The 13227-nt window shown below is 37.2% G+C and carries 14 protein-coding genes; 5 read left to right on the top strand and 9 right to left on the bottom strand.

Features of this window, described 5'->3' with window-relative positions; genetic code table 11:
• Positions 1–24: 24 nt before the first annotated feature.
• The 4 genes from CELAL_RS14890 (at position 25) to CELAL_RS14875 (ending at position 3764) form a co-directional block, all read left to right on the top strand.
• Complete coding sequence (locus CELAL_RS14890; protein WP_240927782.1) at positions 25–780, top strand: ABC transporter ATP-binding protein; 756 nt, start codon at positions 25–27, stop codon at positions 778–780.
• A gap of 3 nt (positions 781–783) precedes the next feature.
• Positions 784–1767 (top strand): MlaD family protein, encoded by a 984-nt coding sequence (locus CELAL_RS14885; RefSeq protein ID WP_013551715.1) that lies wholly within the window; start codon positions 784–786, stop codon positions 1765–1767.
• 181 nt (positions 1768–1948) lie between these two features.
• Positions 1949–3220 carry a phosphopyruvate hydratase gene (eno, locus tag CELAL_RS14880; protein ID WP_013551714.1) on the top strand — a complete coding sequence of 424 codons (1272 nt, stop codon included), beginning with the start codon at positions 1949–1951 and terminating at the stop codon, positions 3218–3220.
• Between the two features lie 91 nt (positions 3221–3311).
• Complete coding sequence (locus CELAL_RS14875) at positions 3312–3764, top strand: pyridoxamine 5'-phosphate oxidase family protein (RefSeq protein ID WP_148229686.1); 453 nt, start codon at positions 3312–3314, stop codon at positions 3762–3764.
• A 123-nt stretch (positions 3765–3887) separates the two neighbouring features.
• Here CELAL_RS14875 and CELAL_RS14870 read toward each other — a convergent pair whose 3' ends face one another.
• From CELAL_RS14870 to atpD, 9 genes are read right to left on the bottom strand one after another with little or no spacing between them, the layout of a single operon-like run.
• Positions 3888–4784 (bottom strand): F0F1 ATP synthase subunit gamma, encoded by an 897-nt coding sequence (locus tag CELAL_RS14870; RefSeq protein ID WP_013551712.1) that lies wholly within the window; start codon positions 4782–4784, stop codon positions 3888–3890.
• Between the two features lie 20 nt (positions 4785–4804).
• A complete protein-coding gene (locus CELAL_RS14865) occupies positions 4805–6334 on the bottom strand; it encodes an alternate F1F0 ATPase, F1 subunit alpha (RefSeq protein ID WP_013551711.1) in 1530 nt (509 codons plus the stop codon).
• A 16-nt stretch (positions 6335–6350) separates the two neighbouring features.
• Positions 6351–7109: a F0F1 ATP synthase subunit B family protein gene (locus CELAL_RS14860; RefSeq protein ID WP_013551710.1), complete on the bottom strand. Its 759-nt coding sequence runs from the start codon at positions 7107–7109 to the stop codon at positions 6351–6353.
• A 10-nt stretch (positions 7110–7119) separates the two neighbouring features.
• On the bottom strand, positions 7120–7386 hold the full coding sequence (locus CELAL_RS14855; protein ID WP_013551709.1) for a F0F1 ATP synthase subunit C: 267 nt from the start codon (positions 7384–7386) through the stop codon (positions 7120–7122).
• A 4-nt stretch (positions 7387–7390) separates the two neighbouring features.
• A complete protein-coding gene (locus tag CELAL_RS14850) occupies positions 7391–8080 on the bottom strand; it encodes a F0F1 ATP synthase subunit A (RefSeq protein WP_013551708.1) in 690 nt (229 codons plus the stop codon).
• A 1-nt stretch (position 8081) separates the two neighbouring features.
• Positions 8082–8384: an N-ATPase subunit AtpR gene (locus CELAL_RS14845; protein WP_013551707.1), complete on the bottom strand. Its 303-nt coding sequence runs from the start codon at positions 8382–8384 to the stop codon at positions 8082–8084.
• A complete protein-coding gene (locus CELAL_RS14840; protein ID WP_013551706.1) occupies positions 8377–8709 on the bottom strand; it encodes an AtpZ/AtpI family protein in 333 nt (110 codons plus the stop codon). Before CELAL_RS14840 ends, CELAL_RS14845 begins: the two co-directional genes overlap by 8 nt.
• Positions 8706–9095 (bottom strand): F0F1 ATP synthase subunit epsilon, encoded by a 390-nt coding sequence (locus CELAL_RS14835; RefSeq protein WP_013551705.1) that lies wholly within the window; start codon positions 9093–9095, stop codon positions 8706–8708. Before CELAL_RS14835 ends, CELAL_RS14840 begins: the two co-directional genes overlap by 4 nt.
• A 17-nt stretch (positions 9096–9112) precedes the next feature.
• Positions 9113–10618, bottom strand: coding sequence for a F0F1 ATP synthase subunit beta (atpD, locus tag CELAL_RS14830; protein ID WP_013551704.1), 1506 nt, complete (start codon positions 10616–10618; stop codon positions 9113–9115).
• A 175-nt stretch (positions 10619–10793) separates the two neighbouring features.
• On the opposite strand from atpD, the gene ppsA reads away from it, so the two are divergent.
• Positions 10794–13202 carry a phosphoenolpyruvate synthase gene (gene ppsA / locus CELAL_RS14825; RefSeq protein ID WP_013551703.1) on the top strand — a complete coding sequence of 803 codons (2409 nt, stop codon included), beginning with the start codon at positions 10794–10796 and terminating at the stop codon, positions 13200–13202.
• Positions 13203–13227 lie beyond the last annotated feature (25 nt).

Here is a 13227-nt window from a genome sequence, read left to right as displayed (position 1 = left end):
AGAGATCAAAAGAACATAGACGTAATGGAAAATACTTCAGAACAAAAGGAAGTCATTATAGAAATCAAAGATCTCTATAAAACTTTTGGGGACCATAAGGTGCTGAACGGATTTCATATGGAGCTTTACAAGGGTGAAAATCTTGTAGTCATGGGTAAGTCTGGCTCTGGAAAATCGGTAATGATAAAATGTCTAGTCGGTTTAATGCAACCAGATAGTGGATACATTTCTGTTTTGGGTAAAGAAATAAAAAACTTAGATAGGGAGACCTTAGATGTACTCAGGTCCGATATTGGATTTTTATTTCAAGGAAGTGCACTTTATGATTCCATGACCGTACGGGAAAATTTAGAATTCCCAATGCGGCGACATAAAGAAAAGTTTGGTAAAATAAAAGATACTACTCCTCTGGTAATGGATGCCTTGGAAAGTGTTGGTCTGGCTAATACAATTGACTTAATGCCTGAGGAATTATCTGGAGGTATGCAAAGAAGAATTGCCTTGGCTCGTACCCTTATTTTACAACCTAAAATTATTCTTTACGATGAACCTACAACTGGATTAGATCCTATTACATCCAAAGAAATTATTGAATTAATGCGTAACATTCAGATAAAATATGGTACTTCTTCATTGATCATTACCCATGATGTGGATTGTGCTAGAGTCATTTCTGACCGGATGATATTATTGGTAGATGGTATAAATTATGTTGAAGGTAAATACACCGATTTGATACAATCAAACGACCCTAAAGTAGAAGCCTTTTTTAAAAAATAAAGTATGGAAAAATCAGCATCGGAAAAAATAAGATTAGGACTTTTTGTTCTCATAGGATCGGTATTGTTAATCCTAGTCATCTATATGATTGGGAACAAACAAAATATGTTCGGAAATACCTTTACCCTCAACGTTACATTTAACAACATACGTGGGCTTCAGAACGGTAATAATGTTCGCTATGCAGGAATTAGTATTGGTACGGTAAAAGATATTGAAATGATCAATGACACCACCATACAGGTAGGTATGCTCATTGACAATAAAATGCAAAAGCATATCAAAAAAAATTCAATCGCCAATATTGGGTCAGACGGGTTGGTAGGGAGTATGATTATTAATATTGTTCCTGGTGTGGGCGAAGCGCCCTATGTTAAGTCTGGTGATGAACTAAAATCTTTTAGCAATGCTGCCACATCAGATATGTTGAATACTTTAAATGTAACCAACGAAAATGCAGCACTATTAACAGAACAATTATTAACTATTACACGTTCTATAAATGGAGGAAAAGGTACTTTAGGTCGTCTGCTTAATGATACGATTATGGGTGATAATTTAAACCAAACGGTAATCAACCTTAAATACACAAGTACTGATGCGCAACTAACCATGCGCAAACTAAATGCACTTGTAGCAACTTTTGACACAAAAGAAAGTGTGGTTGGAACCCTATTAGGTGATTCGCTCTCAGGTGCAAAAATTCGTAGTGTACTTACCCATTTAGAAAATTCATCAATTGAAATTGAGAAAACAGCTAAAAATCTCAATACTGTTGCTGGTCGTATAAATGACGGTGATGGAGCTATTAACTATCTATCTACAGACACCACTCTGGTGCATCAGCTTCAAAACTCAATGAAAAATGTAGATGAAGGGGTTGCCAAATTCAATGAAAACATGGAAGCCTTGAAGCATAATTTTCTAACCCGTGGTTATTTCAAAAAACAGGAAAGACAGAAAGAAAAAGAAGAAAAGAATAACTAAAAAAGTATTCAGTCAATTTCTAACTTATGCGTTCATGATTTGTATCATGTTTCTTTTTTAAATACTGCAATACCTTCATCCTATAAAACAACAACGGACGAAAAGAAGCGCTTCCGCTATTGATTATTACGAATATTTTTATCAAAGTGAAAGAAAAAAGTAACACTATATTTTCAGTAAAATGAATTCAAAAATCACATCAATTTCGGCTCTCGAGATATTAGACTCTCGAGGAAATCCTACACTACGTGCGTATGTAACTTTAGACGATGGCACCAAAACTTCTGCCTCAGTACCCTCAGGAGCATCAACCGGTCTGAACGAAGCGTTAGAACTTCGTGATGATGAAAAACGCTACAATGGAAAAGGCGTTCAAAAGGCCGTAGAAAACGTTAATAAAAAGATAGCTACAGCCTTAACAGGAATGCATGCAGTTGACCAAAAAGCTATTGATTACACTATGATTGAGCTAGATGGTACCGAAAATAAATCTAAGCTTGGTGCTAATGCCATTTTAGGCGTTTCTATGGCGGTTGCTAAAGCAGCAGCCGTGTCATCTAACCTTCCGTTATATCGTTATTTGGGAGGGTCCAATACCTTACGTATTCCCGTGCCTTGCATGAATATACTTAATGGTGGCGAACATGCAGATAATAGTGTAGACTTTCAAGAATTCATGCTAGTACCACACGGAGCTCCAAATTTTAAGGAAGGGCTTCGTTATGTTGCAGAAACTTTTCATGTACTCAAAAAAATATTGAAAGATAAAGGCCTTGCAACCAGTGTTGGTGATGAAGGCGGGTTCGCTCCCAATTGCGCAAGCAATGAAATTGCCATAGAATTTATTATCAAAGCTATTGAACAAGCAGGATACCAATCTGGTAAGGATTTATCTATTGCTATTGATAGTGCTGCCAATTCCTTTTCTCCAAATTTGGACGACAAGTATGACCTTACCAAGTCTGGTGCTGGTAAAATGACAACTGATCAGCTTATTGACCTGTCTGGTGAATGGTTAAAAAAATATCCTATTATCTCTTGGGAAGATCCACTTTCTGAAGGTGATTGGGACGGGTTTTCAAAATTCACTAAGAAATTCGGGGATAAAATAGAAGTGGTAGGCGATGACATTTTTGTTACCAATAGAAAATATATCAGCAGAGGCATCAGTGAAAAAACTGCTAATTCGGCTCTTATCAAACTAAACCAGATTGGGTCAGTTACAGAAACGATAGAAGCGGTGCAAATGTGCCGTGAAGCTGGGTGGCGCTATTTTTTATCGCACCGCTCAGGGGAAACCGAAGATACTTTTTTAGCCGATTTTGCTGTGGCTATGGATGGTGGTCATTTAAAAGCAGGTTCAGCTTGCAGAGGCGAAAGGGTTTCCAAATACAACCGTTTGTTGGAAATAGAACACGAGCTTAAAGGACGCGCAGAATATCGTTGGAAATAGATTAAATCCTGAACCTATTTTTAATAAGGAGCTTAGGTTGTTAAAACTTTAATTTTTATTTTTTAAAACATTCATTTTATACAAGAAAAATATGATGGACATATCAGTTAGTGAAAGCATTACTATTCTTAGAGATAATTACAAAGGCCATCTTGCCTATATTTCAGATGACAAACCTTATGTGATTCCGATTACCTATTTTTTTGATCCTGAAGATAATAGCATTATAAGTTATACTGCAGCGGGGCACAAAATAGATGCCATGCGAAAAAACGCTGCAGTTTCTATCGTTGTGGAACAAATAGAATCTATGGTGAACTGGGAATCTGCACAAGTACATGGAACTTTTGAGGAACTTGAAGGAAGTTCTGCTAAGCAAAAACTACACCTATTTACAGAAGGCATAAAAGATATCATAAAACAAAAAGAACATAAAAGTGTGGAGTTTATCAATGAATTTTCAAGCAAATCATACACTAGAGGAAATCCTATTGTTTATAAAATCAATATTCTTGAAGTTACAGGTAAGCGTCGTGAAACCTAGAAAAAAGTTTCTCTATTAAATTGAGAATCAATTCTTGATGTTGATACAAATCTAAAACTATTTTAAAATTTGTCACAGTACTAAAAATCGTGATTCATTTTAAAATAGTTTTTAATTTATAATCTATTCTTTTTCTTTTTTCAACGCAGTAAAACCAGAGACTACATCAAAAAGTTCTTCATCTATTGAACTTTGTCTTAAACGATGGTATGTATGTCCAATTTCATCAAGCAATTCTTCAATATTTTTTTCTGCTCGTTGCATGGCATTCAACCGACTTAAATTTTCACTAGCTAATGATTCCGTACAAGTCTTATACAGTGTAACAAAAAGATATTCCCTAATTAAGCGACGTATGAGCTTACCACTATCTCCAATAACCTCTGGTTGTTTTTGAGTAGGCCATTTTAACTGTCCTTTTTCTTGGAGCCATTTTGCATCTAATGGAAATAAACGTGATTTTTCCTGTTCGTAAGACCCTTCGTTTATCAAATGGTTATGGAAAAGGTAATACTCATCCACGTTTCCTTTTTCGCGGTTTTCCTCTACCTGCACCAAGATTGATCCAATAAGAGCAGTGATAGCCTTGATTGAGTTTGGAAGATCAAATTGTTTCGTAACCGTAAGCCCCATATCCGTTAACAGTAATGGAACACGAACACCAACAGTCCATATTTCTGTTCTACCCTGATGAGTTCCTAAAGATTTTAAAACATATTGCGAAAGCGAGTCATTGAATTGCCCTACAAAACCTTGATCTGAACCAAAAACAATAGCACAAACAGATTTGTTAGTCTTTTTAGTCTCGTTATTTGGTTGTACATCAAGGTTCTCTAATCCAATATTTTTTAAATAGGCTACGAGCCCTAAAGAAACGTTTGTCCAGTAATCACCCAACGACTCCATGGCTATTTCATATTGACCAATATTGGCTGCTGCCATTGCCTTCATAGTACGCACTATTGAATCTAGATCTTTGGCCCCTGCAATCTGTCTTGTTAAGCTTTCTAGCGAATCCATTGTGGTGTTTTATTTTTGATTTACTCTGCTTTTTGAAATTCCTTAAGTGCAATTTTTGCAGCCGTTAAAATACTTTCTTGACCCGTATCCTCTATTCCTTTACTAGAATACAAACTTTTCTGAACAGCTTCAGGCAAAGCAGCCATACTTTTTATAACTGCCGCTTCTGCTTCCCGCATTTTTTCTAATAAAATTGTATCAAAAAGACCATTTGTTAAAGCTAGAAGTACACCTATCTGTTCCAATGCGGATAAAGGTTGTAATTCATTCTGTTTGAGAATCTCTCGAATACGTTTACCATGTTCAATAACACTTTTGGTTTCTTCGTCTAAATGAGAGCCAAAGCGAGCAAAAGTCTCCAGTTCTTCAAATTGTGAAAACCCAAGTTTTAAGTCACCTGCAATGGCTCTGTAGGCAGGTAATTGCGCTTTACCCCCCACCCTAGAAACCGATTTACCTACCTCAACAGCAGGTAAAATACCCAACTCAAATTGTTTGGGGGATAGATAAATCTGCCCATCAGTAATTGAAATCAAATTGGTAGGAATATAAGCCGATATGTTCTGTGCCTCGGTTTCAATTATAGGAAGAGCGGTCAATGAGCCGCCACCAAGTTCATCACTCAAATGCGTAGATCGTTCCAATAATCTGGAATGGATATAAAAAATATCACCAGGAAATGCCTCACGCCCTGGTGGTCTTTTTAATAAAAGTGAAAGCTCGCGATATGCTCTAGCGTGGTTCGTTAAATCATCATATACAATGAGTACATCTTTACCTTTTTGCATAAAATACTCAGCTATACTAGTGGCTGCGTAGGGAGCAATATATTGAAGTCCCGGAGAATCATTTCCTTCAGTAACCATGACAATGGTATACTCCATTGCCCCATTTTCTTTTAAATCTGCAACAACTTTCGCTACCGCAGAAGCCCGTTGCCCAATAGCGCAATAGACACAGATAACATCTTTATCTTTTTGATTGACAATAGTATCTAGAGCAATTGCAGTCTTACCTGTTTGGCGGTCACCTAATATTAATTCTCGTTGTCCCCGCCCTATTGGGATTAGTGCATCAATCACCTTAATTCCCGTTTGCAAAGGTATACTTACGCCTGAACGATCCATAATAGGTGTGGCGCTCCGCTCTATAGGTAATCTTTTTTCATAAGAAATAGCCCCTTTTTCATCCATAGGTTGTCCCAAAGGTCCAATTACTCTTCCAAGGAGCGCTTTACCCACAGGAACATCCATTACACGATTTGTGCGTTCCACAAGATCACCAGCATTTAAATCAGAATCTTCTCCTAAAAGTATAGTGCCTATTTCGTCTTCTTCAATACTAAATGCTATACCGTACAAATTGCCAGGAAACTTCAATAACTCCTCATAACCTACGTTTGGTAAACCTGATACTTTTACCACTCCGGCGGAAACACTGGTAACACGGCCCACTTCTTTTGGTGCCAGTTTAAACTCATGATCTTTTGTATGTTTTGCAAGCTCATTAAACGTATCGTTTACTAAACTTTTATAATCTGTTGCGCCCATTTCATTTAGATTTCGATTATTCTTTCGTTTCTATATCAACCTTTTCATCTGCTTCAAAAGATTTTAAATAGTCCGTAACGCTCCAAGACAATTTGTAACCATTGGTTAAAATTTCAATACCGTTTATCAATTCTGGCCTGGTTTTAAATTCATACGTATTCTCTGTTTTCAATAGCCCACTTACCGTTTTTTGTATTGAACCTTGTTGGTTTGCAGATAGTGTAAAAGCACTTTGTACCAATATGGGTTTACCTCCCTTTAAAGCTTCCGAGAATTTTGTTTTCTCATTGGCTTTTAGTTCATTTATTCTTTTCAAAAAGACTTCTACGGTTTGCCCCTCTAAGCTAACAGAAGAAAGGTCTGTCAATGTTTTTCTTGCAATATCAAGAACCTCACCTTTTAACCTTTTAGCCATGTTATTGTTTTTAGTAGCTTGATCCTCAGTAAAAGCTTTTTCTAATCTATCCTTGAGCTCATTAGCTTCATTTCTAGCATTTTCCTTTAGCTTATCACCTTCGGTTTTGGCTTCCGCAGCGGCCTTCTGCATTAATTCATCCTTCTCTTTATTGAAAGTTTCGTTTTTATAGTTGAATTCATCTTTAGCTTGGGCTGCTTCTTTTTTCTGAGACTCAGCATCCAAGAGTTGGTTCTTTATATTAGTTTCCCGTTCATCTATTGAGGATAAAATGGGTTTATAAAGAAAACGTTTCAATAACCACATCAATACCAAGAAATTGATGATCTGTGCTATTACAGTAAACCAGTCTATTTTCATATTTAAATTATTATGCGATGAAATGGTTCCAGAAAGGATTTGCGAAAATCAAGATCATCGCAATCACAAAACAGTAAATAGCGACCGACTCGAGCATCGCTAAACCTACAAATAGGGTACGCGTGATTGTTTGATTCGCATCTGGTTGTTGTGCGAGAGAATTTAAGGCGGCAGCAATTGATTTTCCCTGACCTAAAGCAGGTATCATACCACCAATCGCCATAGTGACTCCTGCAGTAATAATTGAGACCATGCCTATTAGAGTTGAATTATCCATAGTATTACGTTTTTATTATTTTGTTTGTATTTGATTCTTCTGTGGCAGCAGCAATATATACGGTTGCCAAAATGCTAAAAATGTAGGCTTGAATTAGACCTGTTATTAAACCAAGTACAGTCATCATTACCGGAAAAATTAAAGGGGCGATACTTAACAATATGGTTATAATTAATCCTCCACTCATAATATTACCAAAGAGACGTATAGCCAGTGCCAACGTACGAGACAGTTCACTAATAATATTAAAGGGAAGCATTATGAATGTTGGTTCTATATAGGTTTTCAAATACCCTAGAATCCCGCTTTCTGAAATACCGAAAATAGGCGTTGCCAGAAAAACACATATGGCCAATGCAGCTGTAGTAGAAAGCGAGCTCGTGGGAGCTTCATAACCAGGAAAAATGACACATAAATTGGCTAAAGCGATAAATAGGAACAGAGTTCCTATAAAACCTAGAAACTTTTCAGATTTCTTTAACCCAACTTCTTTTATCTGTTGGTTCATTCCGGTTACCAGCATTTCTAAAATACATTGCCACCGTGATATTTTTAAATCGGTACGGAGTTTTCTGGTTACCAAAACAGACACAAGCACCAATACAAACATTAACACCCAAGTGGTAACCAATGTAAGGTTGATGGTTATAAAGCCATTTTGCCAAAAAATCGTTTCGTCGGGACTTAATTCCATCTTAATATTTTTTTTCTAGTTTCATGAGTTCCATCTCTTTTGTTTTGGTCATACGGATGACAATAAAACGAGCGCTTATAAAGCCCAAAAGACAGAATAACATATACTTCCAATCGTTTTGTCCGATATAATAAAAACCTAAAAGAGTAAAGCCGATCCTTATGAACAAACTACCTAAATACAATGATACAGGCCATTTTGAAGTCAACACTTTTTTTGTTGTAAACCAGAGTCCTCCAAAAAATAAAGCACCTATGGCAGTTCCTCCAAAAAAACTCAATAAAATCATTACTAAATCATTCATCTTTCTTCTTTTTATGTTCGTGCATTGATTTGTTTTCTTTGTCTATCCATTGCCAAGCAATAGCACAACCAACAAATAGACCGGCCATCAACAAGGTTAATGTCCACGAAAAAGTCTGTGCGTATTTCCTATCCAGCCACACCCCCAATACGGCTCCAAATACGGTTGGTACTGCAACAGACCAACCCACCATACCAAAGGTACCAAAGCCTCTCCACTCACTCCTTTTTTCTTCATCTTGGGCATGTAGCATTTGCCTTTCTCTACTATCAACTTCATACAAGAAGCCTTTTTTTCTTTTCTTATCCTCGGCATTTTTGCTCATGATTGACGAAGTTTTTTAATCCCAAGAATAAATTCACTTTCTAATTTAGCAACGGCATTCCGTACATCTCTTTCTTCTTCGTCTAGGTTCACAAACTCGCTTTCTACTGCATCTCTAAGCTTCCCTAGATTGGCTCCGGAAATTGCATTTCGCACAGATATTTCTACAAAACCATCTCTTTTTGTGAGTATACCTTCATCCATTGCTACGTAATGCTCTTGACCTTCCTTTGTCTCATATGTCAATATGCCAGGGACTAAAGCAGCAACACAATCTAATCGGAGAGGTAATAAACCGTACGAACCGGCATTGGTATCTACCACTATACGCCGCACTCCTGAAATTTTCAGAAATATCTTAAACGGAAGTAAAATATGTAACTCCATTATTGTTAGTTCTAGATCTATACTTTAGCTGCCTCTTTATCGGTAGCGTTTGTTTTTTTCTCGTCAGGTTTCTTTTCTCCCTCCTTTGGTTCTTTCTTATCCTCTTTCTTGGGCTCTTTTTTAGCCTTTTCTATAGCTTCATCAATAGTACCCACCATATAGAAAGCGCTCTCCGGTAAATCTTTAAATTCATCTTTAAGAATACGTTCGCAACCGTCAAGAGCATCTTCAAGTTTTACTCCTTTTCCTTTAAGTCCGCTAAACTGTTCCGTTGTAAAGAAAGGTTGTGTAAAAAACCGTTCTAAACGCCTGGCTCGGTTTACAGTAGCACGATCCGTTACAGAAAGTTGTTCCAAACCTAACATGGCAATGATATCTTTTAGCTCTTCATATTGGGCCAGTGTTTGCTTTATTTGTTGTAAAAGGTGATAGTGACGTTCACCAATAACACCTGGTGTTGCCATTTTAGAGCTAGACTGCAATAAGTCTATCGCTGGAAAAAGTCCCTCACCAGCCCTTTTTCTTGATAAAGTAATTGAGGCGGAAAGGTGAGAAAATGTATGCACAGCGGCGGGATCTGTAAGGTCATCTGCAGGCACATAGACGGCTTGTATACTGGTAATGGCTCCCGTATCTGTATTAGCAATCCGCTCTTCTAATTTAGCTAGTTCAGTACCCAAAGTAGGCTGGTAGCCTAGTCTTGATGGCATTTGCCCCATAAGACCTGAAACTTCCATTCCCGCTTGAATAAAACGAAACACATTGTCAATAAGCAAAAGCACATCACGATGTTCATCATCCCTAAAATATTCGGCCATAGTCAAGGCGGCATGACCTACCCGAAAACGAGCTCCTGGCGGTTCGTTCATTTGCCCGAACATCATCACCATATCTTTCAATACATCGGCCTTTTTCATATCATGATACAGTTCATGCCCTTCGCGGCAACGTTCACCAATTCCACAAAACATACTTATACCTTGGTGATATCCCACCATATTATGGATCATCTCTGTAAGTAATACGGTTTTACCAACACCAGCACCACCAAACAAACCTGCATTACCACCATGCTGTAAGGGTACCATTACATCAATAGCTTTTATTCCGGTTTCAAAAATTTCAGATTTTGTAGATCGTTTTGACAACGGTGGCGGCAATTGATGTACATTTTTTCGAGGGAGTTCCGGTAAAGCTTCTCCGTGATCAATGGTATTACCAAAGACATCGAACATACGCCCCATTAACTCTTTACCTACAGGAACGGATAACTGTCCGCCATCTGTTTCGGCTATCATACCCCTTGCCAAGCCTTGTGTTGGAGTCAAAGCTATACCTCTAATCCTACGGTCATCTAATTGCGCTAAAACCTCAATTGCGATACTATTTTCTGGCCCTGTGTGTATTAGCGTATTTATAGAAGGTAAATCTTTATCGAACCAAATATCTACCACACTTCCGCGTATGGCAACTACTTTACCCAAAATAGACTTACTGTTATTATTTTTCAAGATCGTTGCCATATTTATCTACTTGTAAATGTGGTGGTAAAAGTAGTATCCAAAAGTTGTTAAGAAAATGATATAGGTCATGCCATATTTTTTTCTTCCATGACCTAGGTCATTTTCATTGACGTGAAAACATCGGAGATTCGCATTCTATAATCTTGGCCGGTAACGACCTTTTAAATATATAGTCATGAAAAATTACATACGCCACTTTAACGAAATTGATATTAATGATGTACCCACGGTAGGAGGGAAAAATGCTTCTTTGGGAGAAATGTTTCAAAAGCTAACCTCTAAAGGAGTAAAAATTCCTGATGGGTTTGCAACTACTTCAGAAGCGTATTGGCACTATTTACAAGAAGTACATATAAAAGATGAAATTTTCGGCTATTTATCAAAATTAGATACCAAAGGTTTTTCCAATTTAAAAGAAATTGGAGCTATTGTAAGAAAGACTATTCTTGAAACAGAAATTCCGGAAGATATTAAAGAAGCTATCGAAGAAGGATATGATTCTTTGTCCAAAAAATATAAAGGTGATATTTCATTAGCAGTACGAAGTAGTGCTACGGCCGAAGACTTACCTAATGCAAGTTTTGCGGGGCAGCAAGAAAGTTATTTAAACATAAAAGGAAAAGAAGATCTTATTGATGCCTGTAAAAGATGTTACGCATCATTATTTACTGACCGAGCAATTAAATATAGAGAAGACAATGGATTTGACCATACCAAAGTAGCTTTATCTATAGGTATACAAATGATGGTACGCTCAGATTTGGCAGCTTCCGGAGTAAACTTCACTCTTGATCCTGACACTGGTTTTGATCAAGTTGTAATGGTCTCCAGTATCTATGGGCTAGGGGAGAATATTGTTCAGGGTAGTATTAACCCCGATGATTATTTTGTTTTTAAGCCTAGTTTAAAAAATGGTATTGAGCAGCCTATTGTTTCTAGACGTTTGGGCAGTAAAGAAAAAACCATGGTCTATGATAAATCCGCAAGCGGCACCCTTAATCTTGATACCCCTATAGAAAAACAAGAGCAATTTGTATTGACAGACGCCGAAGTAATAAAACTAGCACAATGGTCCTTGATCATTGAAGACCATTACAAACGCCCGATGGATATTGAATGGGCAAAAGACGGACTTACCAATGAACTTTATATTGTACAAGCCAGACCAGAAACCGTACAGAGCGCTAAAAAAAATAAACTAAAAATAAATACGTATAGCTTATTGAAAAAAGGTAAAGAAATTACTCGTGGCATGGGCTTAGGTAACAAAATTGCCTCTGGAAAAGCACGTATATTACATAGCCCAGAAGAATCTGACAAACTTCAAGAAGGAGAAATATTGGTTACTGAACGTACCGATCCTGATTGGGATCCTATTCTTAAAAAAGCAGCAGGCATTATAACAGATCAAGGTGGGCGAACAAGCCATGCAGCTATCGTAGCAAGAGAAGTTGGTGCTGCTGCAATAGTAGGAAGCAATAATGCTACAAAAGTGATTAAAGACGGGCAAGAAATTACTATTTCTTGTGCAGAAGGCACTACTGGTATTGTTTACGATGGTCTTTTAGAATGGAATGAAAAAGAAGTAGACCTATCAACCCTAGGCAAGCCTCATACTCAGCCGATGTTAATTCTTGCTGATCCAGATCAAGCCTTTAAGTTCTCTTTCTATCCTTCTGAAGGGGTTGGCTTAATGCGAATGGAATTCGTTATCAACAACTCCATTCGAATTCATCCTATGGCTTTAAAGAATTTTGATCAGTTAAAGGATCTTGTGGCTAAAGAAAAAATTCAGAAATTAACACACCATTACCCTGACAAGTCTGATTATTTTGTACACAAGCTGGCTGAGGGTATTGCTACTATTGCCGCAGCCTTTTATCCAAAAGACGTTATCGTTCGTACCAGTGATTTCAAATCAAATGAATATGCAAATTTGATTGGTGGAACTGAGTTTGAACCCATAGAATCTAACCCAATGTTAGGTTTTAGAGGCGCTTCTAGATATTACAACCCAAAATATCAAGAGGCCTTTGCCTTAGAATGCAAAGCGATTAAAAGGGTACGAGAAACCATGGGGTTGACGAACGTAAAAATTATGATTCCCTTCTGTCGTACTTTAAAAGAAGCTGCAAAAATCGTAGAAATTCTTGAAGAAAATGGCTTGATACGAGGTGAAAATGGACTTCAACTTTATATGATGGCCGAAATACCTAACAACATTATTTTAGCAGAAGAATTTGCTAAATTCTTTGATGGTTTTTCTATTGGCTCTAATGACCTTACACAATTAACCTTAGGTGTAGATAGAGATTCTGAATTACTGAGTACTATTTTTGACATCAAGGATCCTGGAGTTAAGAAAATGATTGCCATGGTGATAGCTTCTGCACATAAAACCCACACTAAAATTGGACTTTGTGGTCAGGCACCAAGTGATTATCCAGAATTTGCCCAGTTTCTCGTTGAAAACGGAATCAACTCTATCTCTTTTAATCCAGACGCACTAATTTCAGGTATCAACAATATTAACAGCGCAGAGAAAAATAAAACAAAATTAGGTCTGGTAGACAGCCATAAGTAATAATCAAATAATTACCAGAATATTT

Source organism: Cellulophaga algicola DSM 14237 (assembly GCF_000186265.1).
Classification (GTDB): Bacteria; Bacteroidota; Bacteroidia; order Flavobacteriales; family Flavobacteriaceae; genus Cellulophaga; species Cellulophaga algicola.
This window is presented reverse-complemented; position numbering and strand designations above follow the sequence as displayed.

Coding starts and splice junctions, on each gene's coding strand:
- ppsA (WP_013551703.1), top strand. CDS start 10,794: ATGAAAAATTACATACGCCACTTTAACGAAATTGATATTAATGATGTA.
- CELAL_RS14875 (WP_148229686.1), top strand. CDS start 3,312: ATGATGGACATATCAGTTAGTGAAAGCATTACTATTCTTAGAGATAAT.
- CELAL_RS14850 (WP_013551708.1), bottom strand. CDS start 8,080: ATGGAATTAAGTCCCGACGAAACGATTTTTTGGCAAAATGGCTTTATA.
- CELAL_RS14890 (WP_240927782.1), top strand. CDS start 25: ATGGAAAATACTTCAGAACAAAAGGAAGTCATTATAGAAATCAAAGAT.
- CELAL_RS14865 (WP_013551711.1), bottom strand. CDS start 6,334: ATGGGCGCAACAGATTATAAAAGTTTAGTAAACGATACGTTTAATGAG.
- CELAL_RS14840 (WP_013551706.1), bottom strand. CDS start 8,709: ATGAGCAAAAATGCCGAGGATAAGAAAAGAAAAAAAGGCTTCTTGTAT.
- atpD (WP_013551704.1), bottom strand. CDS start 10,618: ATGGCAACGATCTTGAAAAATAATAACAGTAAGTCTATTTTGGGTAAA.
- CELAL_RS14885 (WP_013551715.1), top strand. CDS start 784: ATGGAAAAATCAGCATCGGAAAAAATAAGATTAGGACTTTTTGTTCTC.
- CELAL_RS14845 (WP_013551707.1), bottom strand. CDS start 8,384: ATGAATGATTTAGTAATGATTTTATTGAGTTTTTTTGGAGGAACTGCC.
- eno (WP_013551714.1), top strand. CDS start 1,949: ATGAATTCAAAAATCACATCAATTTCGGCTCTCGAGATATTAGACTCT.
- CELAL_RS14860 (WP_013551710.1), bottom strand. CDS start 7,109: ATGAAAATAGACTGGTTTACTGTAATAGCACAGATCATCAATTTCTTG.
- CELAL_RS14855 (WP_013551709.1), bottom strand. CDS start 7,386: ATGGATAATTCAACTCTAATAGGCATGGTCTCAATTATTACTGCAGGA.
- CELAL_RS14835 (WP_013551705.1), bottom strand. CDS start 9,095: ATGGAGTTACATATTTTACTTCCGTTTAAGATATTTCTGAAAATTTCA.
- CELAL_RS14870 (WP_013551712.1), bottom strand. CDS start 4,784: ATGGATTCGCTAGAAAGCTTAACAAGACAGATTGCAGGGGCCAAAGAT.